Origin of the sequence: Planotetraspora phitsanulokensis (assembly GCF_016863295.1) — a bacterium.
GTDB classification, from domain to species: Bacteria; Actinomycetota; Actinomycetes; order Streptosporangiales; family Streptosporangiaceae; genus Planotetraspora; species Planotetraspora phitsanulokensis.
This window is the reverse complement of sequence record NZ_BOOP01000036.1, coordinates 117,349-138,735: the sequence shown is the minus strand read 5'-3', so window position 1 is coordinate 138,735 and position 21,387 is coordinate 117,349. Positions and strand designations below refer to the sequence as shown.

At 71.4% G+C, this 21,387-nt stretch carries 22 protein-coding genes; 9 read left to right on the top strand and 13 right to left on the bottom strand.

Translation table 11 applies throughout. From position 1 onward, the window contains the following. Nucleotides 1–10: 10 nt before the first annotated feature. Nucleotides 11–2,986 (top strand): glycoside hydrolase family 2 TIM barrel-domain containing protein, encoded by a 2,976-nt coding sequence (locus Pph01_RS33975; RefSeq protein ID WP_204077284.1) that lies wholly within the window; start codon nucleotides 11–13, stop codon nucleotides 2,984–2,986. A 113-nt stretch (nucleotides 2,987–3,099) separates the two neighbouring features. Here Pph01_RS33975 and Pph01_RS33970 read toward each other — a convergent pair whose 3' ends face one another. Beyond that, nucleotides 3,100–3,432: a nuclear transport factor 2 family protein gene (locus Pph01_RS33970; protein ID WP_204077283.1), complete on the bottom strand. Its 333-nt coding sequence runs from the start codon at nucleotides 3,430–3,432 to the stop codon at nucleotides 3,100–3,102. Between the two features lie 108 nt (nucleotides 3,433–3,540). Here Pph01_RS33970 and Pph01_RS33965 point away from each other — a divergent pair, with 108 nt between their 5' ends. After that, nucleotides 3,541–4,281, top strand: coding sequence for a TetR/AcrR family transcriptional regulator (locus tag Pph01_RS33965; RefSeq protein ID WP_204077282.1), 741 nt, complete (start codon nucleotides 3,541–3,543; stop codon nucleotides 4,279–4,281). Nucleotides 4,282–4,464: 183 nt separating this feature from the next. Further along, the gene (locus tag Pph01_RS33960) at nucleotides 4,465–4,959 is read left to right on the top strand and encodes a molybdopterin-binding protein (RefSeq protein WP_204077281.1); all 495 of its coding nucleotides are present in this window, start codon (nucleotides 4,465–4,467) and stop codon (nucleotides 4,957–4,959) included. Between the two features lie 47 nt (nucleotides 4,960–5,006). On the opposite strand, the gene Pph01_RS33955 is transcribed toward Pph01_RS33960, so the two are convergent. From Pph01_RS33955 to Pph01_RS33930, 6 genes are all read right to left on the bottom strand, one after another. Continuing rightward, complete coding sequence (locus Pph01_RS33955) at nucleotides 5,007–6,074, bottom strand: ABC transporter ATP-binding protein (RefSeq protein WP_239117221.1); 1,068 nt, start codon at nucleotides 6,072–6,074, stop codon at nucleotides 5,007–5,009. Then, nucleotides 6,071–6,826 (bottom strand): ABC transporter permease, encoded by a 756-nt coding sequence (locus tag Pph01_RS33950; RefSeq protein ID WP_204077309.1) that lies wholly within the window; start codon nucleotides 6,824–6,826, stop codon nucleotides 6,071–6,073. Before Pph01_RS33950 ends, Pph01_RS33955 begins: the two co-directional genes overlap by 4 nt. A gap of 81 nt (nucleotides 6,827–6,907) precedes the next feature. After that, nucleotides 6,908–7,711, bottom strand: coding sequence for a molybdate ABC transporter substrate-binding protein (gene modA / locus Pph01_RS33945; protein ID WP_204077280.1), 804 nt, complete (start codon nucleotides 7,709–7,711; stop codon nucleotides 6,908–6,910). Nucleotides 7,712–7,728: 17 nt separating this feature from the next. Further along, a complete protein-coding gene (locus Pph01_RS33940) occupies nucleotides 7,729–8,130 on the bottom strand; it encodes a TOBE domain-containing protein (RefSeq protein ID WP_204077279.1) in 402 nt (133 codons plus the stop codon). Between the two features lie 181 nt (nucleotides 8,131–8,311). Next, a complete protein-coding gene (locus Pph01_RS33935) occupies nucleotides 8,312–8,521 on the bottom strand; it encodes a TOBE domain-containing protein (RefSeq protein WP_204077278.1) in 210 nt (69 codons plus the stop codon). Between the two features lie 180 nt (nucleotides 8,522–8,701). Next, nucleotides 8,702–9,301, bottom strand: a complete 600-nt coding sequence (locus Pph01_RS33930) for a TetR/AcrR family transcriptional regulator (RefSeq protein ID WP_204077277.1) — start codon at nucleotides 9,299–9,301, stop codon at nucleotides 8,702–8,704. A gap of 94 nt (nucleotides 9,302–9,395) precedes the next feature. On the opposite strand from Pph01_RS33930, the gene Pph01_RS33925 reads away from it, so the two are divergent. Next, nucleotides 9,396–10,280, top strand: a complete 885-nt coding sequence (locus tag Pph01_RS33925) for an SDR family oxidoreductase (RefSeq protein WP_204077276.1) — start codon at nucleotides 9,396–9,398, stop codon at nucleotides 10,278–10,280. Here the strand turns inward: Pph01_RS33925 and Pph01_RS33920 are convergent. Beyond that, nucleotides 10,273–10,752: an Lrp/AsnC family transcriptional regulator gene (locus Pph01_RS33920; protein ID WP_204077275.1), complete on the bottom strand. Its 480-nt coding sequence runs from the start codon at nucleotides 10,750–10,752 to the stop codon at nucleotides 10,273–10,275. The genes Pph01_RS33925 and Pph01_RS33920 overlap by 8 nt on opposite strands. A gap of 103 nt (nucleotides 10,753–10,855) precedes the next feature. On the opposite strand from Pph01_RS33920, the gene Pph01_RS33915 reads away from it, so the two are divergent. Further along, on the top strand, nucleotides 10,856–11,332 hold the full coding sequence (locus tag Pph01_RS33915; protein WP_204077274.1) for a DUF2000 domain-containing protein: 477 nt from the start codon (nucleotides 10,856–10,858) through the stop codon (nucleotides 11,330–11,332). Here Pph01_RS33915 and Pph01_RS33910 read toward each other — a convergent pair. The 5 genes from Pph01_RS33910 to Pph01_RS33890 are packed head-to-tail and all read right to left on the bottom strand — an operon-like array spanning nucleotide 11,274 to nucleotide 17,147. Further along, nucleotides 11,274–12,296, bottom strand: a complete 1,023-nt coding sequence (locus Pph01_RS33910; RefSeq protein WP_204077273.1) for an SDR family oxidoreductase — start codon at nucleotides 12,294–12,296, stop codon at nucleotides 11,274–11,276. The genes Pph01_RS33915 and Pph01_RS33910 overlap by 59 nt on opposite strands. Before the next feature lie 56 nt (nucleotides 12,297–12,352). Further along, entirely contained in the window at nucleotides 12,353–12,685 is a 333-nt protein-coding gene (locus Pph01_RS33905) for a YnfA family protein (RefSeq protein WP_204077272.1), read from the bottom strand. A gap of 30 nt (nucleotides 12,686–12,715) precedes the next feature. Continuing rightward, nucleotides 12,716–15,709, bottom strand: a complete 2,994-nt coding sequence (locus Pph01_RS33900) for an FtsX-like permease family protein (RefSeq protein ID WP_204077271.1) — start codon at nucleotides 15,707–15,709, stop codon at nucleotides 12,716–12,718. Next, the gene (locus tag Pph01_RS33895) at nucleotides 15,706–16,512 is read right to left on the bottom strand and encodes an ABC transporter ATP-binding protein (RefSeq protein ID WP_204077270.1); all 807 of its coding nucleotides are present in this window, start codon (nucleotides 16,510–16,512) and stop codon (nucleotides 15,706–15,708) included. Before Pph01_RS33895 ends, Pph01_RS33900 begins: the two co-directional genes overlap by 4 nt. Next, nucleotides 16,509–17,147 (bottom strand): ABC transporter ATP-binding protein, encoded by a 639-nt coding sequence (locus Pph01_RS33890; protein ID WP_204077269.1) that lies wholly within the window; start codon nucleotides 17,145–17,147, stop codon nucleotides 16,509–16,511. Before Pph01_RS33890 ends, Pph01_RS33895 begins: the two co-directional genes overlap by 4 nt. Before the next feature lie 370 nt (nucleotides 17,148–17,517). Here Pph01_RS33890 and Pph01_RS33885 point away from each other — a divergent pair, with 370 nt between their 5' ends. The 4 genes from Pph01_RS33885 to Pph01_RS33870 all read left to right on the top strand — a co-directional run bounded on the left by Pph01_RS33885 (nucleotide 17,518) and on the right by Pph01_RS33870 (nucleotide 21,244). Then, nucleotides 17,518–18,360 carry a UbiA family prenyltransferase gene (locus Pph01_RS33885; RefSeq protein WP_204077308.1) on the top strand — a complete coding sequence of 281 codons (843 nt, stop codon included), beginning with the start codon at nucleotides 17,518–17,520 and terminating at the stop codon, nucleotides 18,358–18,360. Between the two features lie 168 nt (nucleotides 18,361–18,528). Continuing rightward, complete coding sequence (locus Pph01_RS33880; protein ID WP_204077268.1) at nucleotides 18,529–19,644, top strand: type III polyketide synthase; 1,116 nt, start codon at nucleotides 18,529–18,531, stop codon at nucleotides 19,642–19,644. Continuing rightward, a complete protein-coding gene (locus Pph01_RS33875) occupies nucleotides 19,641–20,222 on the top strand; it encodes an isoprenylcysteine carboxyl methyltransferase family protein (protein ID WP_239117220.1) in 582 nt (193 codons plus the stop codon). Before Pph01_RS33880 ends, Pph01_RS33875 begins: the two co-directional genes overlap by 4 nt. Beyond that, nucleotides 20,219–21,244 carry an NAD(P)/FAD-dependent oxidoreductase gene (locus Pph01_RS33870; RefSeq protein WP_204077267.1) on the top strand — a complete coding sequence of 342 codons (1,026 nt, stop codon included), beginning with the start codon at nucleotides 20,219–20,221 and terminating at the stop codon, nucleotides 21,242–21,244. The genes Pph01_RS33875 and Pph01_RS33870 overlap by 4 nt, the downstream gene beginning before the upstream one ends. Nucleotides 21,245–21,387: the final 143 nt, after the last annotated feature.

The window sequence follows — 21,387 nt, the reverse complement described above, 5'->3', positions numbered from 1 at the left end:
TCGTGACCTCGTGCCCTCCCACCGCACCGCGTATGTTTCGGACACCGCACCAGGGCGCGGCGCGCTGCGCGCGGCCCGCTCGTGGCTGCACTCGGACGCCCCCTCTCTTTCTCTCAATGGGAGCTGGCGGTTCCGCCTGTCGCCGACGGCGCCGGTGACAGAGGACTTCGCGGCCGAGGGCTTCGACGACAGCGGCTGGAACGGCATGCCGGTGCCCGCCCACTGGGTGCTCCAGGGTGACGGAGCCTACGGCCGGCCGATCTACACGAACGTGCAGTACCCGTTCCCGATCGACCCGCCGTACGTACCGGACGACAACCCCACCGGCGACTACCGCCGCCACTTCGACGTGCCCGCCGACTGGTCGGACGCCGAGCGCGTCGTGCTGCGGTTCGACGGCGTCGAGTCGCTTTTCAAAGTCTGGGTGAACGGCGACGAGATCGGCAGCGCCAGTGGCAGCCGGCTCGCCCACGAGTTCGACGTCACATCGTCCGTGCGCCCGGGCGACAACGTCGTCGCCGTACGAGTGCACCAGTGGTCTGCGGCCAGCTACCTCGAGGACCAGGACCAGTGGTGGCTGCCGGGCATCTTCCGCGACGTCACTCTGATCGCACGGCCGGCCGGAGGCATCGAGGACCTCTGGCTGCGCACCGGGTTCGACGACGGGTTCGGACGGATCGACACGGAGATCACGGCCGGCCCGGATGCGTTCCCGGTCACTCTCCGCATACCCGAACTCGGCGTCGAGCAGGTCTGGGCGACGGCGGCGGACGTCGCCCCGCTCGAGGTCGGCGGCGTGGAGCCCTGGTCGGCCGAGCAGCCGCGCCTGTACGACGTCACCGTGTCGACGGCCGCGGAGAGCATCGCCCTGCGCGCGGGTTTCCGCACGGTCAAGATCCGCGGCGACCGGTTCCTGGTCAACGGCCGCCGCGTCGTGTTCCACGGGATGAACCGCCACGAGACCCACCCCGAGCGCGGCCGCGTCTTCGACGAGGAGCACGCTCGCGAGGACCTGGCCCGCATGAAGCGGTTCAACGTGAACGCGATCCGGACCAGCCACTACCCGCCGCATCCACGGCTGCTCGACCTCGCCGACGAGCTCGGATTCTGGGTCATCCTCGAGTGCGATCTCGAGACGCACGGCTTCGGCGACCTCGACTGGGCCGGCAATCCCAGCGACGACCCCGCGTGGCGTGAGGCGTACCTGGACCGCGTCCAGCGCACCGTCGAACGGGACAAGAACCATCCCAGCATCGTGATCTGGTCCCTCGGCAACGAGGCGGGAACCGGCGCCAACCTCGCCGCGATGTCGGCGTGGGTCCACGCCCGCGACACCGGCCGGCCCGTGCACTACGAAGGCGACTACGCTGGCGAATACACCGACGTCTACTCGCGTATGTACGCGTCGGTGCTCGAGACCGAGCAGATCGGGACCGACGGCTCGCGCGCGCCGCTGATGGGCTGCACGCCCGCGCAGGGCGCCAGGCAGCGCACCAAGCCGTTCCTGCTCTGCGAGTACGTCCACGCGATGGGCAACGGGCCGGGGGCGATCGACCAGTACGAGGCGCTCGTGCACGAGCATCCGCGGCTGCACGGCGGCTTCGTCTGGGAATGGCGCGACCACGGCATCCTGGCGACGACCCCGGACGGCACGCCCTACTACGCGTACGGCGGCGACTTCGGAGAGGTCGTGCACGACGGCAACTTCGTCATGGACGGGATGGTGCTGAGCGACGACGTCCCGACTCCGAGCCTCCACGAGTTCAAGGCGGTCGTGCAGCCGGTCCGCTTCGCCTTCGACGGCGACGAGGTCGCGATCACCAACCTGCGGCACTCGGCTGACACCTCTGACCTGCGCTTCCGCTGGCGCGTCGAGCACGACGGGACCCTCGTGGACTCCGGGGAGCTGGAGGTCCCGGTCGTCGCGGCAGGCGAGTCGGCGCGTGTGCCGCTTCCGCGGATCCCGGTGGCGCGGGACTCGGAGACGTGGCTCACCGTCGACGCGGTGCTGGCGGCCGGGACGGCGTGGGCGGGCGAAGGACACGTGATCGCGACCGCCCAGCTGGACCGATCGGCACGTCGTCCCGTGCCCGCAGTCCGGCGCGAGACCGATTGGCGGCCGAACGACGGAACGCTGACGCTGGGGATCGCCGAGTTCGCCGGCGGGTCTCTCGTGCGCCTCGCCGGCCGCGATGTGGCGGGCCCGCGCTTGGAGCTGTTCCGCGCGCCGACCGACAACGACGAAGGCGCGACCGATGAGGTCAAGGAGAGCGACGCGAGCGTCCCCGGGGTCTCCAACGCCGAGCTGTGGCGTCGCCTCGGCCTCGACCGGCTGACCACGCGACTGCTGTCCGTCGAGCGCGCCGCGGCGGCCCTGCGGACGATCTCCAAGGTCTCCGCGGCGAACTCCGCCCTGTCTGTGATCGTGGAGTCCGTCTGGTCGCTCGTGGGCGACGAACTCGAGTTGCGCGTGGAGATCGAGCCTTCGAGGGGCTGGCTGACGGTGTGGCCGCGGATCGGGATCCGGTTCGACCTGCCCGACGGCGCGGCTCCCGTGGACGGCGCCGAGTGGTTCGGCCTCGGCCCGCTCGAGTCCTACCCGGACAGTCTCCGCGCGGCGCGCACCGGCCGTTTCTCCGCCACGATCCGCGACCTCTCCGTCGACTACGCGCGGCCACAGGAGACCGGGCACCGGTCGCAAGTGCGGGAGCTGACGCTGACGAGCACCGGCGCCGAGGTGCTGCGCATCACGGCCCTCCCGGACACGCACGGACGCCGCCCCGGCTTCACGCTCAGCCGCCACACCCCGCAGCAGATCGCACGGGCCGGGCACCCGTTCGAGCTTCCGGACTCGGCGGCGAGTCACCTGATCGTCGATGCCGCCCAGCACGGGCTGGGCTCACGGGCCTGCGGCCCGGACGTGTGGCCCGAGTTCGCGCTTCGCCCAGAGGCCCGCACGATCAGGCTGCGCATCGCGGCAGGCTAGCCGCGCGGTCCACTCCGCCTCCATGGCGCCGCGTGTGCCGCGGCGCCCTGGAGGCCCTGCGGGTCGCGGCGCCGTGGAGGCCTGCGGCTCCGATCTCCCCGAGGCCGTCGCGGTCACAGTGCGATGGTCAACGCGGAGATCTTGTCGCCGTCGACGGTGAAGTCGAACCTCAGCACGACGGGGCTGCCGGGGAAGTCTCCCCCGACCTCGACGGACACCAGCGTCCGGCCGTCGTTCTCCGCCACGTCTCTGACGTCGTAGGTCGCGCGGACCTTCTTGCTCGCCTCGTCGTTCCACGCCCGGACGACTGCCGCTCCCTGATACCGCTTCCCGTCATCGACGATCACCGCGTCCTCGGTGAGCGTGGCCACGAGGGCGTCGCCGTCATGGGCGCGCTTGGCGCGCAGGTACGCGGCGACGGGTTCCGGCAGAGACGGTGACGACATGGTCGGCTCCTTTGAATCGTTGCTGGCCCGGCCGGTCATCTCGAGCAATATCGACCGATACGAGCACTACATGCTGGAATGTAGCACCTGTAGCGCTATATTTGTTATATGAGTGCCCGTACCAAGTCGAGCGTGACGCGTGACCGGCTCCTGCTCGCCGCCGCACAACTCCTGCACGAGTCTCCGGGCAAGACGGTCTCCACCCGGGCCGTCTGCGAACGCGCGGGGGTGCAGGCGCCCACGCTCTACCACCATTTCGGCAGCAAGCAGGGGCTGCTCGACGCGGTCGTGAACTACGGCTTCACCCAGTACGTCCAGGGCGGCGAACCCGGCGACACCGGGGACGGCGAGATGGGCCGCGATCCCGTCGCCCGCATCCGCAGGGGCTGGGACGACCACGTCAGGTACGGTCTGGACCACCCGTCGTTCTACGTCCTGCTCTACGGCCAGATCGAGCCCGGAGTCCCCTGCACCTTGACCTCCCGCGCCGAGGCCATGCTGCTCGACCTGCTCACCGCCGTGGCCCGCGAGGGCCGGCTCCGCGTCAGCCCCGCGGAGGCCGCCCGCCAGATCGCGGCCGCCAACGTCGGCGTCACGCTCAGCCTGATCGCCCGGCCGGACGGCGACGTCGACCTCGGGACCTCTCACCAGGTGCGCGAGGCCCTCATCGACGCACTCATCACCGACGCCTCCGCGCCCGCGGAGGACGGATCCGCGCCCACGATCAGAACTCTGGCCATCGCGCTGTCGGCCGCGCTCGAGGGCGGTACGACCGCACTGAGCACCGGCGAGTCGACCATGCTCCGAGAGTGGCTGCACCGCCTCGCCGATCAGTCCCCCGCCGGCTGAGGCCGGACGATCACACGGATGTGTGGATGCGAGGCCTTTAGCCCGTTAACTCTCGTATCTGCATGCCATTCTGACGGAAGATGCGTGTAGGGAACTGACCTATCGGGCAGATTATCTGGGCGGCTGTGGCCGTCCGCGTCCACGCGACCGGACGGCCGGACATCCGTACGAGAGGGAGGCGGCATGCGACCGGCTTCGATCGACGCGTCCGGCGCTCTCGCCGGGCAGGTACGGCTGGCCGGCGACCTGCGAGTTCCCCGGGTGATCGGCGTCGACGACCTGCGAACGCTGCCCGGCCGTGATGTCGAGGTCGGATTCCTGTGCCGCAAGTCCGGGGTCCGGCGGCACCGTTTCGCGGGTCCGCTGCTCCTTGACGTGCTCCGGGCGGCGGAACCGGACTTCGATCCCGCCGAGCGCAAGGACCGCCTGCGATTCCTCGTGTCCGTCCTCGGGCGTGACGGGCATCGGGCGGTGTTGTCCTGGGGCGAGATCGATCCCGAGTTCGGCAACGTCCCGGCGGTGCTCGGTCTGCACATGGACGGACGGGACCTGGGCGAGCACGGGCCCCATCTCGTGGTCCCCGGCGACCGCTGCGGAGGCAGGCACGTGAGCGAGGTCGTCGAGGTGCGCGTCAGCGCCGACGACCTGCTGTGGGCCCGGGACCGCCCGCAGACGTAGCCCGCCCCCGGCGGCGCGCCCCTGGCGAGGAGTCCCCGTAAGTCAGGTCAGGCGGGATAGGCGTGGGTCTCGGTGGCCTTGACCGCCGCCCAGACCTGCTGCCCCGCGGTCAGGTCGAGGTCCGCCACGGCGGCCGGGGTGATGTCGGCGGCCGCCGTGATCGGGCCCTCCAGATGGACGCGGACATTGTCGCCGTGGCGCTCAATACCCTCGATCCTGGCCTGCCAGAGGTTGCGCGGCGTCCCGTCGGGACGGGTACGGAAGAGCGCGACGGCGGAGGGCGGGAAGGCGATGAACACCGGGCCGTGGATCCGCTCGGTGACGCTGAAGATCACGTCCCCGACGGTGACCTGCTGCTCGTCCGCCACCCCTCGGTAGAGGTTGAGCCCGACCAGGCGGGCGACGTAGTCGGTGCGCGGCCTGCGGGCCACCTCGGCGGGCGGGCCCTGCTGCACCACCGCGCCGTTCTCGATGACGACGAGGTGGTCGGCCAGCACCATCGCGTCCAGCGGGTCATGGGTGACCAGGATCGTTGCGCCGTCGAAGTCGCCGAGATGGCGCCGCAGCCGCGACCGGATCTCCAGTCGCGTGTGGGCGTCGAGCGCGGCCAGGGGCTCGTCGAGCAGCAGCAGCCGCGGCTCGACCGCCAGGGCTCGCGCGAGTGCGACCCGCTGCGCCTGGCCGCCGGACAACTGGCGGGGCCTGTCCGCGGCGTGCTCCGCGAGGCCGACCCGCTCCAGCCACGCGCCGGCCGTACGGCGGGCGTCGTGCTTCGACGCGCCCTGGCAGCGGGGGCCGAAAGCGACGTTGTCGAGGGCGGACAGGTGCGGGAAGAGCAGATAATCCTGGAAGACCACGCCGATCGGGCGGCGCTCGACCGGCAGGGTGTGCAGGGCACCGCCGTCCAGGGTGATGTGCCCACCGGACAGCGGGGTGAGCCCGGCGAGCGCGCGCAGCGCCGTCGTCTTGCCCGCGCCGTTGGGGCCGAGCAGCGCGATGACCTGGCCCGCGTCCGCGGCCAGCTCGATGTCCAGGCGGAACCGGGGACGTTCGACGACCAGGTGCGCCCGCAGTTGCGGCAGTCCGCGCCCGGGATCCCGCTCACTCTCGCTCACGCGCTGGTCACCCACCGATCGCGCAGTCCCGCCAGGATCGCCACCGACACGAGGAGCAGGAGCAGGCTGAGGACGATCGCGGCATCCGGTTCGGTCTCCAGCGCGAGGTAGACGGCGAGGGGCATGGTCTGCGTCCGGCCGGGGAAGTTCCCCGCGAAGGTGATCGTGGCGCCGAACTCCCCGAGGGCGCGGGCCCAGCACAACACGGCGCCCGCCACGATCCCCGGTGCGATGAGCGGCATGGTGACCCGCCGGAAGACGACCCAGCGGGAGGCCCCCAGCGTGGCCGCGGCCTCCTCGTAACGCAGGTCGGCCGCGCGCAGCGCCCCCTCCACGCTGATGACCAGGAAGGGCATCGCGACGAACGCCTCGGCGACCACGACCCCCGCCGTCGTGAACGGGAGGGAGATGCCGAACGCGGACTCCAGCCACTGGCCGACCAGTCCGCGCCGGCCGAGGACCAGCAGCAGTGCGACGCCGCCGACGACGGGCGGCAGGACGAGCGGGATGGTGACCAGCGCGCGCACCAGCCGCCTGCCGGGGAAGGACACGCGTGCCAGCAGCCACGCGAGCGGCACACCCAGCACCAGGCAGACGGCGGTGGCGATGGTCGCGGTGACCAGTGACAGCCGCAGGGCCTCCAGGACCTGCGGCTCGGCCAGCCGCTCCGGCATCGTCGACCACGGAGCCCGGACGAGGAGCCCGGCGAGGGGCAGGACCAGGAAGGCCATGCCCACGACGGCGAGCACCATGAGCGTCCAGGGGACGCGCCCGGTCCCGGGCCTGTCGCGCCGGCTCCGTGGTTTGAGCGGGAGCGGTCGTGTCACGTCAGGTCAGGCGGCTTCGAATCCGGCCTTGACCAGCACGTCCTTGCCCTGCTGCGAGAGCACCAGGTCGACGAACTTCTTGGCCAGGTCCGGAGCGGGGGCCTTGGTCAGCGGCGCGATCGGGTAGTCGTTGATCGCCTTGTCGGCCTCGGGGAAGTCGATGCCCGTGACCTTGCCGCCGGCGGACAGCACGTCGGTCTTGTAGACGAGCGCCGCGTCGACCTCGCCGAGCTCGACCTTGGTCAGCGTGGCCTTGACGTCCTGCTCCAGTGTGACGGGGGTGACCTTCAGCCCCGCGGCGTCCAGCGCCTTGATCGCCGCCGCGCCGCACGGCACCTGCTCGGCGCACAGCGCCACCTTGACCTTGGAGTCGGTGAGGTCCTTCAGCTCGTCGACCTTGGCGGGGTTGTCCGGCGGCACCGCGATCTCCAGCTTGTTGCGCACGAACGTGGTCGGCGCGGCGGCCATCGAGGCGTCGGTGACGGTCTTCATCGTGGCCGGGCTGGCCGCGGCGAAGACGTCGGCGGGGGCGCCCTGCGTGATCTGCTGCGCCAGGGTGGCGCTCGATCCGAAGTTGAACGTCACCTTCACGCCCGGGTTGGCCGCCTCGAAGGTCTTTCCAAGCTCGGTGAAGGTCTCGGTGAGGGAGGCGGCCGCGAACACGGTCAGCGCGGACGACGACGCGGACGAGGCCGCGGGAGACGCCGACGCCGAGGTGCCCGGTTCGTCGGAACCGCAGGCCGACAGGCCCGAGACGAGCGCTAAAGCGACGGGGGCCGCGACGGCCCACCGGGTAAGACGCCTGAGCACGGGAACTCCTTCATGGGTCAGGTACGCGCGTGGTCGGGGATCTCCACGACGACGTTGGTGGACTTGATGACCGCGATGGCCACGGCGCCGACCTCCAGGCCGAGCTCGTCGGCCGCCTGGCGGCTCATGAGCGAGACCACCCGGAACGGCCCGGCGGCGATCTCCACCTGAGCCATCACCGCGTCCCTGATCACCTCGGTCACGATCCCGCGGAAGCGGTTGCGGGCCGACGACAGCCCCGAGCCGTCCTCCGTGTCGATCTGGGAGCGCGCGAACGAGGCCAGATCCGCACCGTCCACCATCCGGTGGCCGTGGTCGTCACGCTGCGCGGGCAGACGGCCAGCGTCGACCCAGCGGCGGACGGTGTCCGCGCTGACGCCGAGCAGCGCGGCGGCTTCGCTGATCCGGAACGTGGTCACGGCAGTCACCATACCTTCGAAAATACAAGATTCAATCGACGGAAGTCCGTGCATGAGCAAGGGTGATCAGGTTGTTAGCATTGCATCTGCGATACACGCCGCTCTGATCCTCCCCCTCCCGTGCCTGTACAGACCGTACGGGTGGCGCGGGCCAGGGGCGACGTCGCACCACCCGCCGAGGTCAGTCCTCCACCGCGAGGATCACATCGGAGGCCTTGACCATCGCGATCACCTGACCGCCCCGGGCCAGGCCCAGTTCCTTGGCGGCCTCCACGGTGATCGCGGCCACCAGGCGCACTCCGCCTGCGTCCAGTTCGACGTTCGCGGTGGCCTCTCCATGGGTTATGGCGGTCACCCGGGCGGGGATCTTGTTCCGCGCGCTCAGTCGCATGACGCTCTCCTTGATCACAACATCGAAAGGCCGCGCCGGTCGGCCCGGTGCGGCTTGTCCCGACGTTAGGCCACACCGTCACCGCCAAGAAGCCGCCACGACGCCGCGACCAGCGGCTTTGCGCACCCCTGCCTCTCGCTGACGCACCCGGCGCACACCTTCGGCGCGTGGCGCACAGCCTCAGCGCGTGGGCCGCAGACCGCGCAGGAGGGTCTCGACCGTGCCCGAGACGACCACGTCGTCGGACCGGTCGCCGATCATGCCGCCGGTGATGATCGTGGCGAGGCCCTGAATGGTGGCCAGCAGCGCCATCGCGACCCGGTCGGGGTCCGCGTCGTCGATCTCCCCGGCGGCCTGCGCCCCGGCGATGAGAGCCACCGGCGCCGCGAACGCCCGCTCGCCGGCCTCCAGGAGTTCGGGGGCGTCGGGGCGGTCCTTGCGCGCGAACATCAGCGCCAGCATTGCCGGATGGGCCGTCGCGAACCGGACGTAGGCGCGCACGAACGCGAGCAGCCGGTCGGCGAACGGGCCCTCGGCCTCGCCCAAAGCCGCGCCCAGTTCGCGCCCGAGCCGCTCGAGGCCGAGAACGGCCAGCGCGTCCAGCAGCGCCTGCTTGTCGGGGAAGTGCTGACGGGGCGCGCCGTGGCTCACGCCGATCTCGCGGGCCAGTTCCCGCAGGGACAGCCCCTGGACGCCGGTCGTCTCCAGCTTGCGCTCGGCGGAGACGAGCAGCTCGGCGCGCAGGTTGCCATGGTGGTAACGCGGGGTCGCCTGTGCCATGCCCCACAACCTACTCCGGGTCTAGCCATTGACTACATTTCTAGACACTGACTAGATTCTAGGCAGTGACTACATTGCGAGAGAGGGCACTGCCATGACGTCCAGAACCTGGTTCATCACCGGTGCGACATCGGGGTTCGGATATGAGCTCACCACGCTCCTGCTCGCCAGAGGCGACCGTGTCGCGGCGACCGGCCGCCGGATGGACGCCCTGGAACCGCTCGTGGCCCGGTACGGCGACCGCTTGTGGAGGGCGCACCTGGACGTGACCGACGCCGACGCGATCCGCCGCGTGGTCGGCGAGGCGTTCGCCGCCTTCGGCCGGATCGACGTGATCGTCTCCAACGCCGGTTTCGGCGTGCTCGGCGCGGCCGAGGAGGTCTCCGACGAGCTCCTGCGCCGCCAGATCGAGGTCAACCTGATCGGCGCGATCCAGCTCACCCGGGCCGCGGTGCCGTACCTGCGGGCGCAGGGCGGCGGGCGGATCGTGCAGATGTCCAGCTCCGGCGGGCAGGTACCCGACCCGGGCATGAGCCTGTACAACGCGACCAAGTTCGGCGTCGAGGGGTTCTTCGAGTCGGTCGCCATCGAGCTCGCGCCGTTCGGAGTCGAGGTCACCCTCGTCGAGCCGGGCGGAGCGCGGACCGACTTCAACCGCAATCTCGCGGTCGCCGACCCGATCGACGCGTACGGCACGGGCATCCTGGGCCGGATCCGCGGCATGCTGGGCGGCGACGCCGACCCGGACCTTCTCCGCAGAGCCGTCGCGGGCGACCCCCGCAAAATCGCCGGCGCTGTCGCCGACTCGGTCGAGACGAACCCCGCACCGAGGCGGCTCACGCTCGGCGCCAACGCCTACGAGGCGATCGAGGCGGCCCTCCTGGAGAGGCTGTCGGCGTTGCGGGCGCAGCGCGGCCTTGCCTACGGCACCGACGCGGACGACGTCGTCGCCGAGCGCGCGGGGGCTCCGGTCATCTGACCCTGGCCGGCCGCGCCGGGGCGACGGCGGGAACCCGCAGGTGCTCGTAGACGATGCTGGTGCGCACGTCCGCCACCTCGGGCCGTTCGGTGAGCCTGTCGATGACGAACGCGTACAGGCTGTCGTTGCCGGGGACGGCGACGTGGATCAGGAAGTCCTCCGTCCCCGACACCACGAAGACGCCAATCGTCTCGGGCAGCCCGCTGACCCAGTTGCGGAAGGCCTCGATGGCGCGCCGCGAGGGCGGGCGGATCCGCACGGCGATCAGCGCCTGGACCGGACGCCCGATCTCCGCGAGGTCGACGTCGAGCGTCGCCCCCCGGATGACGCCTCGCTGGCGCAGGGCCCGCGTCCGGTCGAGCGCGGTGGTCGGCGACACCCCCACAGCCGCGGCGACGTCGCGGTTGGTGCGCCGTGCGTCGTGCTGCAGTTCCCGCAGGATCGCCGTATCTAGTTCGTCCAGGTCAGCCATATCGGCAGCCTAGCCGAATTAAGTACGGATCAGATTGGCAGCGCCTGCACTTGTGCCTAGCCTGATGCCGAGATTTCGTATATCAGCGAAGGAGTGGGGTCGAGTGAACGATGCGGCGCCGGCGGTCGGATACGCGCCGGAGGAGATCCTTACGGGAGAGCCGACGCGCTCGGCCCGGCTGAAGTGGGTGGTCGTCGTCGCCGAGACGTTGCCGGCAGGCCGGATCGTCAACGCCGCAGTCTGCGTGGCCGCGGCCACGGCGGCCGGGGTGCCCGGGCTCCTCGGTCCGGACGCCGAGGACGCGGCCGGAAATCTCCATCCCGGCCTTCCCTGGGCAGGTTGCACGATCCTGGGGGCGTCGTCGTCCCGGATGGCGGAGCTCAGGGCCAAGGCGGCCGTCTCGGAGGGGGTGTTCGTGGCCGACATGCCGAGCCTCGCCCAGCTCGTCCGCGTCTACGACGGATTCCTCGAGCGGATGTCCGCTGCGGAGGCCGCCGAACTGGACTACTGCGCGGTCAGCGTCATCGGCCCCCGCAAAACCGTCGACCGCCTCGTGCACGGGCTCTCGTTGCTCGCATGAAGGTCAACCGGCGGCGGGTGTGACCGCGGGGATAGGCGACTCCGGTGAGCTTCTCGGACACGTCCCACAAGCGCGCGGCGTCCGCGTCGTCCAGGGCGCGCCTGGGCGCTCTGGCCGGGGCCGGTCCACCGGTGAGTTCGCCGAACCCGTCCGGCCCGTAGTAGGCGCCCCCTCTGGCCTCGGGGCTGACGGCCGCGTGGAGGATCGGCAGGATGCCGGTGGGCACCTGCTGCCACAGTCCCGGGATCCGGTACAGGATGCCGTACATCAGGCGCGTGCGCGTGACGGCGGCGCCGCCGTGCGTGGGGCCGGTGAACTGCAGGTTGGTGATCGTGGCGCCGGGATGGGCGGCGTTGCTGAGGATGCCCCACCCGGCCTCTTCGCTGCGGCGGTGGAGCTCCCGGGCGAACAACAGGTTCGCGATCTTGGATCCGCCGTAGGCGCGCTGCGGGCGGTACCTCTCGCTCTGCAGGTCGCCGAAGTCCAGCCGGCCCCACCAGGTGGAGATGCTGCTGACCGTGGTCACACGAGGCGCCTCCGCGGCGCGCAGCAACGGCAGCAGGTGCCCGGTCAGTGCGAAATGCCCGAGATGGTTGCCGCCGAACTGCATCTCGAAGCCGTCCTCGGTCACGGCGCGCTTCGGCAGCGCCATGACACCCGCGTTGTTGATGAGGAAATCGATCGGCCGGCCCTCGGCGGCCAGCTCGGCGCCGAAGGCCGCCACGGTCGCGAGCGAGGCCAGGTCGAGGTGGCGGATGGTCAGCCGCGCGTCCGGCACCGCCGTACGCACCTCCTCGACCGCGGCGGCGCCCTTCGCGCGGTTCCTGACGGCGAGGACGACCTCGGCCCCCGCCGCGGCGAAACGGCGTGTCAGCCCGAGCCCGAGACCGCTGTTCGCACCGGTGATCACCGCGCGCCTGCCCGTGAGGTCGGGGACGGTCACGTCGCGCGCCGAGCGTGCCATGTGGGATCTCCAGGGGGACGTGCCGCCAGGGTCACCGGCAAACTATCCCATCGTGATCAATTGTGGGGCGCGTACATGATGACGGCCACGCCCACCAGGCAGATGGCGGCGCCGACGACGTCCCAGACGGTGGGCCGGAATCCGTCCGCCACGACGCCCCACACCAGCGAGCCCGCGACGAACACGCCGCCGTAGGCGGCCAGCACCCGCCCGAAATTGGCATCGGGCTGGAACGTCGCGACGAAGCCGTACGCGGCGAGGGCCATGACGCCCGCGGCGATCCACCATGGGCCGCGATGTTCACGCCATCCCTGCCAGACCAGCCACGCGCCGCCGATCTCGGCGACGGCGGCGAGGAGGAAGAGCAGGATCGAACGAGCGACGGTCACGAACACGACCGTATCGGGCAGCGAGCCCCGTCAGGCGGGCGCCTCGCGAAGCTGGTCGACGCGGACGCCGCGCAGCAGCAGTTCCGACGTCACAGCGGCGGCGATCATGCTCAGGGCGAGCACGGCGCACGCCACGGCGATGACGGGCACGGGCACGAGCGAGTAGTCCAGCGGAGGCGTCACGGGGGTCTCGGCGAACTCGGGCACGCGGGGCAGCGCGGCCCATGCCGCCACCAGGCCCGCGAGTATCCCGGTCAGTGCGCCCCACGACAACGTGATCGTCTGCTCCAGCAGCAGCGCCGTCCGAAGCGGCCGCACGCGGGCGCCCGCCGCCTCCAGGGCCGCCATCTCGTACGTCCGGCGCCGCGCCGCCGCGTGGAGGGCGAGGACGGCCCGGCCGAGCGCGAGCAGGGCGGCGACGCCCGCCGAGATGATGAGCAGAAGCAGCGCCAGGCCGGGTCCCTGACTCGTGTAGGCCGAGACGAGGTCGTCCAGCGTCCGCGTGGCGAGGATGGGGACGCCGTCCCCGCGCAGCGCGTCGCGCACCTCCTCCCCACGGCCGGGGGCCGCCCAGATCTGGAACTCGGTCCGCGAGGAGTAGCCGTAGGCGACCCGGTCCGCCATCTCCAGGTCCACGACCACCCCGGGGGCGTTCAGGCCGGGAAGGGCCCATGTCGTGGCGACGGACTTGTAACCGGAGAAATAGATGTCGTCCAGGCCCGGCAACTTCTGGCCCGCCGCCGTTCCCGACGACAGCCCGGGCATTGGGTCGGGGAAGGTGTCGGGCCTGGTCGCGCTGAAGTTCGGGTCGAAGGAAAGAGGTAGCCCGCCGTCCGAGGTCGAGGAGGTCGACGTCCATCTATTCGGGTCGTCGAGCCCGGCGTCGACGGTGCTCCACCGGCCGTCGCCGCGCATCTCGAGTTTCGTGAGGAGCGCACCGCCGCTCGGCCGGTCCTCGAAGTCCGTGCCGCTGTCCCCCATCACCTCCATGCGCAGACCGCGCAGCTCGCACGGTGCGGTGAGGCAGCCGCGCGGCAGCCCCCACTCGTAGACCGTGGTCCCCGCGAGCAGCCTGGCCATCGGGATCGAGGCAGGTCTGGTCTCGCCGAAGACCCGGAAATCGGCGTAGAGGACGGCGTTCCAGCCTTTGGGCAACGGCGGTGTGCTGATGTGCGCCCGGATCCGGTCTCCGGAAAACATCACTCTGGGCGCCGCCGTGGGCGGGGAGAGTTTCGCCACCAACCGGCTCAGCGGCTGGTCGTTCCCGTACGACGGCCGCCAGAGCGCGACCGAGGCGAAGGCCACGGGGTCGGTGGCGAGCGTCGCGGGAGGCCCGGGTGTCACGATGACCGGGGCCGTGCCGGGGACGGACGCGGAGATCTTCCTGAGCGTCGCGGCGTCGGTCCTGGGCACGACGAAGACGGTCTCGGCGCCGTTGTGGACGCGCGCGACCTCCTGGTAGTTGCGCGAGGTCACCGACCAGGCCGCGACCGCGAAGACCGCGAGCCCGAGCCCGGCGGACAGCACGACCACCGTGCTCGCCGTGGCGGAGCCACGCGAGATCTGGCGCATGGCGAGGAAGGCGCCGATGTTCCCGTGGGTCCGGGTGAGCTGGAACAGGGCGCGGCAGGCGAGCGGCAGGATCCGTCTGGCGATCATGGCAAGCGCCACGGCGAGCAGGCCCGGTGCGATGAGGGCGCTCGCGCGTTGTCCCGTCGTGTCGGTGATGGCGTCGCCCGCGACCAGCTCCGCGAGCCCCACCGCGGTGATCGCGAGCACCACCCCGTCGACGACCCAGGCGCGGCGGTGCGAACGGGGCGTACGCCGCCACTGCTCGACAACGGGCTGCGTCACCGTCTGCCTGGCCGCCAGCGCCGTGGCCAGCAGGCCGCCGAAGACGGCGGCCACACCGCACAGCACGGTGAAGCCGTCGACCGCGACCTCCAGATCATTGCGGAGGAGCCTCTCGCTCATCCGCTCGACCACCGCGAAACTCGCGGCGAGCCCGAGAGGCAGCGCCGCGAGGAGAAGGAGGGCCGGCTCCGACAGGCCGAACGCCCAGATCCGCAGGGTGGACAGGCCGCGCAGCCTGGCCAGTGCGATCTCCGGCGCACGGGCGGCGACGAGGTCGCGGACGGTGAGGAACAGCAGGAGCCAGCCCAGGGCCACGAGCTGGAGCGTCACCAGGGTCGTGGGCACCGACAGGGAGTCGAGGCGCAGATGGACGGCTTTCAGCGTGTCGTCCATGTAGCTGAAGACGGTGGTGCTCAGCCCGCTCTGCCCGAGGCCGCGCAGCTCGCCCTGGACGGACTCCAGCAGGGCGAGGTCGTCACCGGTGATCTTCTGCGGGTCGATGTAGACGATGGCCGTGCTCGCCCACGCGGTGGCGGGGACGCCGGCCATGGTGACGCCCGCCGGGACCGCGGACGAAAGCTCCGTGTCCTCCACGGTCAGGAGGGGATCGCCGTTGCCTTCCGTGACCCCGGCCGTCTGCGGGAACAGGCTCCGCCCGTACCAGATGGGGTCGGTCTGGTCGGTCTTGTAGACACCGACGACGCGCAGCGGCATGAGCCTCGGTTTGCCGGAGTCGGGATCGCGCACCAGGTTCAGCTTGACCGTGCCGCCGACCTTCAATCCCGACGCGCCGGTGGCCATGATCTCGCCGGCCGCCGTGGGGCACCGGCCCTCGATCAGCGTCACGTGTTCACACTGGCCGTCGATCCACATCAGGGGGTAGGTCTTGGTGGACCTCTCGTTGGGGCTGAGCAGTTCCGCCCCCTTGATGGGCGGAAGCAGGAAGGGCGCCTTGACACCCTCAACCAGCCTGCCCGCGGTGTCCGTCACGGAGGTGACGCGCCAGCCCCTGTGATCGAGGAGCGCGTGGTCGAGCGTCTCACGCAGGAGCGTGGTGCGGGCCGCGTCGGTGTACATCGGGCCGAGCGACCCGGCGACCACGGGGAGGATCGCGACGACGAGCACGATCAGCGACAACCAGCGGCGGCGCCACAGTCCGCGGAGGATCACGGCTCGGCCCGCCTGAGGACGACGCCGTCCGGCAGCGGCTCCACCCGCGCCATCGAGCCGGGAGGCAGCAGCTCGTGATATTCGGGCGGCAACTGGACGGCGCCCTCTCTTCCGACCACCACGAAGTCCTCTCCGCCTCTGCCCTCGGCCCCGATCCGGCCGTCCCTGATCGTGACGGTGCGGCCGGTGGCCTCGCTGACCCTGGCGTCGTGCGTCACGACCACGGACGTCTCCCCGAGGTCCCTGATGAGCTCGATCACGGCCTGGCCGGTGGCGGCGTCGAGCTGACTCGTCGGCTCGTCGGCCAGCAGCAGTCGTGGCCGGTTGGCCAGTGCGACCGCGACGGCCAGCCTCTGCTGCTCTCCCCCGGACAACCGCCCGGCCGGCTTGTCGCGGACGGGAGTCAGCCCGACCCGGTCGAGCAGGTCTCCCGCCGGCCTCCTGGCACGTCGCCTGACGGCACGCTGGGCGAAGGTCACGTTCTGGACGGCGGTGGCGTAGGGGATGAGGTTGCGCGCCGGGTTCTGCAGGACCACTCCGATGTCCGCGGCCCTGAGCCGGTCCAGGGCGCGCGGGCCCAGCTTGCCGATCTCGGTGTCGCCCAGCCAGAGCCGTCCGGCGCTCGGCCGCAGCAGCCCCGCGAGCAGCCACAGCAGCGTCGACTTGCCCGCGCCCGAAGGCCCGAGGAACGCGACGCTCTCCCCCTCCTCGATGACCAGGTCGATGTCGCGCAGGGCCACGACCTCGATCTCCTTGGTCTTGTAGATCTGCACGACGCCGTCGCAGCGCACCGCCGGCGTCATCGGACACCTGCCGTCGACCGCAGTTCGACGACCCGGTCGCACCGGTCGGCCACCTCGGGGTCGTGCGTGGCGATCACGAGCGCGGCGGGCGCCGCCATCAGCGCCTCAAGGACCAGCATGCGGTTGACCTTGTCCTGCTCGGCCGTCGGCTCGTCGGCGAGGATGACGCTCGGCGCCAGAGCGAGGGCCCGGGCCACCGCCACACGCTGCTGCTGGCCGCCGGACAGTTCCTCGATCAGGTGGTCGGCGTAGGCGGTGAGCCGCATGCGTCCCAGGACGTCTGCCGCCTCCGCGATCGCCTCCCGTGGCGGCCGGCCGGCCGCCCGGAGGGCCACCTCGATGTTCTCGGCGGCGGTCAGCAGCGAGACGAGCCCGTACGACTGGAAGACCAGGGCGAGGTTCCTGCGCAGGGGCGGCTGCTCGTCGAGGGGCACTGAGCCGACGAGGACCCGTCCGCCGGACGGCGGGAGGAGCCCGCCGAGCGTCGTGAGCAGGGTCGTCTTCCCAGAGCCGGAGGGACCCATGATCGCGACCCGTTCGCCGGGCATGATCTCAAGCGACAGGTCCGTCACGACTTCTCTGTCGCCGGCCCGGCAGGCAAGCGACTGGCAGGACAGGGCTGGCTGGGGCAACATCGGCCTCCCCTGATGCGACACCATCGCGTGGCCCGTACGCGAAACAATCGGATAGATCACCTTGTGCGCTTCGCCGACCCTACGCCGGAGAAGATCACAGAGGTGTCACGATCGTCAGCCAAATCAACGGTGCCACCGCCCTCGCCGTGATCGTGCACGGATTCGCGGAACTGCCCGCCGACCCGCCCACCCTCCCCGCGTGATCATGCACACTCTCGGTCACGTACGGTCCGACCAGCGCAAACCCGGTTCGTGATCATGCACGACTTCGTCGCCGTGCCGTGCGACCAGGGCGGACATGCCGCGTGATCATGCAGATTCCGCCTGGCCTGATGATGATCCAGGCCGGAGTTAGGCTCTGGTGGTGGCGATGGGGCGCGGCTCCCTGACGGGGGCGCTGAGCGGGCTCGCGAAGGCCTGTCATCCCGGGCCCACCGTGGCCGTCACCGCCCTGGTCACCGCATTGGCGGTGGCCGCCGGTCATGACACCGCAGGCAGCGTCCTCGTGGCGGCCGCGATTCTCACCGGCCAACTCTCAGTGGGCTGGTGCAACGACGCCGTCGACGCGCCCCGCGACACCGCCGCCGCTCGTGCGGAGAAACCCATCGTCGCCGGGCAGGTCGGCGTGAAGACGGTGTACGTGTCCGCGATCTCCGCGTTCGCCATCTGTGTACCGGTCTCATTCGCCTCCGGGCTGCTGGCCGGCGCCGTCCACCTTGTCGCCGTCGCGGGAGCGTGGGCGTACAACCTCCGGCTGAAGGCGACCCTGCTCTCCTGGGTGCCGTACGTCGTGGGATTCGGCAGCCTCCCGGTGTTCGTGGCGACCGGGCTGCCCGGACGGCCGTGGCCGGCATGGTGGGCGGTCGTCGCGGCGGCGGCCCTCGGGCTCGGGGCGCATCTCGCGAACGTCCTGCCGGACATCGGACAGGACATCGCCGTCGGAGTCCGCGGATGGCCGCAGCGGCTGGGGCCGTCCCGCGTTCGCGCGTTGATCCCGCTCCCCCTGCTCGGCGCGTCCGCACTGCTCGTGTTCGCACCCCCCGGGCCGCCTAGTGCCGTCGTCTGGGGTGGCCTGGCCGCGGTGTCCGCCTTCGGCCTCGCGGGTACGGCTCTCGGCGGCCTGTCGGCCAAGATCCCATTCGCCGCGGCCATCGCGTGCGCGGCCGTCGACGTCGGCCTCCTCCTCGCGTCCGGGATCGGCGTGGGCGTCTGACTGCAGACGTCGCCGCATGATCACGAACCGAATATGCGCTGGTCGGGCCGTACGCGACCGAAAGCGTGCATGATCACGTGGGGAAGGGGCGGGGATGATCGGCATGGGGATGCTCTTGGCGGGCAAAAGAGATATGCCGAATCTTTCGCCAGCCCGGGGGAATTGGATATGACGCGAATCGCCGCCGTCCACGGAGTCCTCCCCCCGAACCGGTATCCGCAGGCGGAGATCACCGACGTCTTCGCCAAGGTCTGCCTCCCCGAAGGCGGCGACCGGAGACTGCTCGACCGGCTCCACGGCAGCGCCCGCGTCTCGCACCGCAATCTCGTGCTCCCACTCGACCAGTACGGCAAGCTCGACGGGTTCGGCATGGCCAACGACCTGTTCATCGAGGCGGCCGTCGAACTCGGGGCCCGGGCGGTCGCGGGCGCGCTCGACGCGGCAGGTCTCACCCCGGACGACGTCGACATGATCATGTGCACGTCGGTGACCGGCATCGCGGCCCCCTCCATCGACGCGCGGCTCGCGGGCCGCCTCGGCCTGCGTCCGGACGTGAAGCGGATCCCCGTCTTCGGCCTCGGCTGCGTCGCCGGCGCGGCGGGGATCGCCCGCCTGCACGACTACCTGCGCGGGTGGCCCGGCCACGTGGCCGTCCTGCTCTCGGTGGAGCTGTGCTCCCTGACGCTCCAGCGGGAGGACGGCTCGGTCGCCAACCTGGTGGCGAGCGCGCTGTTCGGGGACGGCGCCGCCGCGGTCGTCGCCGTCGGCGACGAGCGACCCACCGCCCAGAGCCCAGCCACGCAGAGCCCAACCGCCCAGAACCCCACCGCACAGAACCCAACCACGCAGGGCCCCACGGTCGTGGCCACCCGCAGCCGGCTCTACCCGGCGTCCCAGCGGGTGATGGGCTGGGACGTCCGCGACTCCGGCTTCAAGGTCGTGCTGGACGCCGGTGTGCCCGACGTCGTGCGAACCTACCTCGCCGACGACGTGACCGCCTTCCTCGGCGGCCACGGACTGGCCGCGCACGACATGACGGCGTGGGTGTGCCATCCGGGCGGGCCGAAGGTCCTCGAGGCCGTGGCGGAGGCGCTCGAACTGCCGGGCGGCGCGCTCGACCTGACCTGGCGGTCGCTGGAAGCGATCGGGAACCTGTCCTCCTCGTCGGTCCTGCACGTCCTCAGGGACACCCTCGCGCTTCGCCCGCCGCCGCCCGGCACCCCGGGGCTGCTGATCGCGATGGGCCCCGGCTTCTGCTCCGAGCTCGTCCTCCTGCGCTGGTGACCGGAGGTCCCGACGTGTCGACCTGGTACGCACTGCTCGTCGTCCTCGTCGCGGTGGAACGCCTCGCCGAACTGGTCGTGGCCCGCCGCAACGCCCGCTGGAGCCTCGCCCGGGGCGGGGTCGTCGCCGGACGCCGCCACTACCCCTGGATGGTCGCCCTCCACACGGGGCTGCTGATCGCATGCCTGCTGGAGGTGTGGCTGACCGACCGGCCCTTCGTGCCCACGCTGGGATGGCCCATGTTCGTCCTCGTCCTGGCGGCCCAGGGCCTGCGCTGGTGGTGCATCGCCACTCTCGGGCGCCAGTGGAACACCGAGGTCATCGTGGTGCCGGGCCTGCCGCTGGTGAGCCGGGGGCCGTACCGGCTGACGTGGCTGCGCCACCCGAACTACGTGGCGGTGGCGGTCGAGGGGGCGGCGCTGCCGCTGGTTCACACCGCATGGCTGACGGCGGTCGCCTTCACCGTGCTGAACGCGGCCCTGATGGTCGTGCGAATCCGCTGCGAGGAGTCCGCCCTGGGCGAGTTGTCCGCCGTCGCGCCCGCGGGCTCCCGGTCCCAGGACGGGGCGCTGGAATGATCGACGTGCTCGTCGCCGGTGGCGGCCCGGCAGGGCTCGCGACCGCGATAAACGCCGCGCTCGCCGGGATGGAGGCGGTCGTGGTGGAGCCGCGGTCGGGACCGGTGGACAAGGCCTGCGGTGAGGGGCTGATGCCGACGGGCGCCGCCGCGCTTCGCTCAATGGGCGTGCTCATGGCAGGCAGGCCGTTCCGGGGGATCCGCTACCTCGACGGGAGCCACCGGGCGCAGGCGGCCTTCCACGACGGCCTCGGGATCGGCGTGCGGCGGACGGTCCTGCACGCGGCCCTCGCCGAACGCGCGGAGGCTCTCGGCGTCAGCGTCGTCCCCGGCCACGTGGACGGCGTGAGCCAGGAGACCGGGTCGGTGCTGGCCTCCGTGAGCGGCCGCCCCCTGCGCGCGAGGTGGCTGGTCGCCGCCGACGGGCTGCACTCCCCCATCCGGGCGATGCTCGGGCTGGAGCCGCCCCCTTCGCGCCTCCGGAGGTACGGCCTGCGCCGCCATTACCGGACGGCCCCCTGGACCGACTTCGTCGAGGTGCACTGGGCCCCGGGAGGCGAGGCGTACGTCACCCCCGTGGGCGACGACCTCGTCGGCGTGGCCGTGCTGAGCTCCCGGCGCCGGGCCTACGACGACCACCTTTCGGAGTTCCCCGACCTGCTCGCGCGCCTGGACTGCCCCGCGGCGACTCCGGTGCGCGGGGCGGGTCCCCTGCTCCAGCGCGTACGGTCGCGGGTGGCCGGGCGGGTGCTGCTGGTCGGGGACGCGGCCGGCTACATGGACGCCCTCACCGGTGAGGGCCTGTCCCTGGCGGTGTTGTCGTCGCAGGCTCTGGTCCGCTCCCTGCGGGCCGGGCGGCCCGAGGCCTACGAGCAGGCCTGGCGCCGCATCTCCCTGCGCCATCGGCTGCTGACCGCCGCCCTGCTGGCGGCCCGCCGTCACCAGGGGTCCGCGCGCCTCGTCGTCCCGGCGGCGCAGCGGATGCCCGCGCTCTTCGGCGCCGCGGTACGGGCGCTCGCCTGAGACTCCAGATTCACCGCCCTACCGCGGCCGGAATTCTCTATCCTCGTCAACCGGATCACGCGCATCGCGACGATTCCGGCACCCATCGGGCACGCCACTAATAGAACGCAATTCGATCAGCATTAAGTCGCCATATTTATTGA

Coding starts and splice junctions, on each gene's coding strand:
- Pph01_RS33970 (WP_204077283.1), bottom strand. CDS start 3,432: ATGTCGTCACCGTCTCTGCCGGAACCCGTCGCCGCGTACCTGCGCGCC.
- Pph01_RS33965 (WP_204077282.1), top strand. CDS start 3,541: ATGAGTGCCCGTACCAAGTCGAGCGTGACGCGTGACCGGCTCCTGCTC.
- Pph01_RS33960 (WP_204077281.1), top strand. CDS start 4,465: ATGCGACCGGCTTCGATCGACGCGTCCGGCGCTCTCGCCGGGCAGGTA.
- Pph01_RS33950 (WP_204077309.1), bottom strand. CDS start 6,826: ATGGTGCTCGCCGTCGTGGGCATGGCCTTCCTGGTCCTGCCCCTCGCC.
- Pph01_RS33935 (WP_204077278.1), bottom strand. CDS start 8,521: ATGCGACTGAGCGCGCGGAACAAGATCCCCGCCCGGGTGACCGCCATA.
- Pph01_RS33930 (WP_204077277.1), bottom strand. CDS start 9,301: ATGGCACAGGCGACCCCGCGTTACCACCATGGCAACCTGCGCGCCGAG.
- Pph01_RS33925 (WP_204077276.1), top strand. CDS start 9,396: ATGACGTCCAGAACCTGGTTCATCACCGGTGCGACATCGGGGTTCGGA.
- Pph01_RS33920 (WP_204077275.1), bottom strand. CDS start 10,752: ATGGCTGACCTGGACGAACTAGATACGGCGATCCTGCGGGAACTGCAG.
- Pph01_RS33910 (WP_204077273.1), bottom strand. CDS start 12,296: ATGGCACGCTCGGCGCGCGACGTGACCGTCCCCGACCTCACGGGCAGG.
- Pph01_RS33895 (WP_204077270.1), bottom strand. CDS start 16,512: ATGACGCCGGCGGTGCGCTGCGACGGCGTCGTGCAGATCTACAAGACC.
- Pph01_RS33890 (WP_204077269.1), bottom strand. CDS start 17,147: ATGTTGCCCCAGCCAGCCCTGTCCTGCCAGTCGCTTGCCTGCCGGGCC.
- Pph01_RS33885 (WP_204077308.1), top strand. CDS start 17,518: ATGGGGCGCGGCTCCCTGACGGGGGCGCTGAGCGGGCTCGCGAAGGCC.
- Pph01_RS33880 (WP_204077268.1), top strand. CDS start 18,529: ATGACGCGAATCGCCGCCGTCCACGGAGTCCTCCCCCCGAACCGGTAT.
- Pph01_RS33870 (WP_204077267.1), top strand. CDS start 20,219: ATGATCGACGTGCTCGTCGCCGGTGGCGGCCCGGCAGGGCTCGCGACC.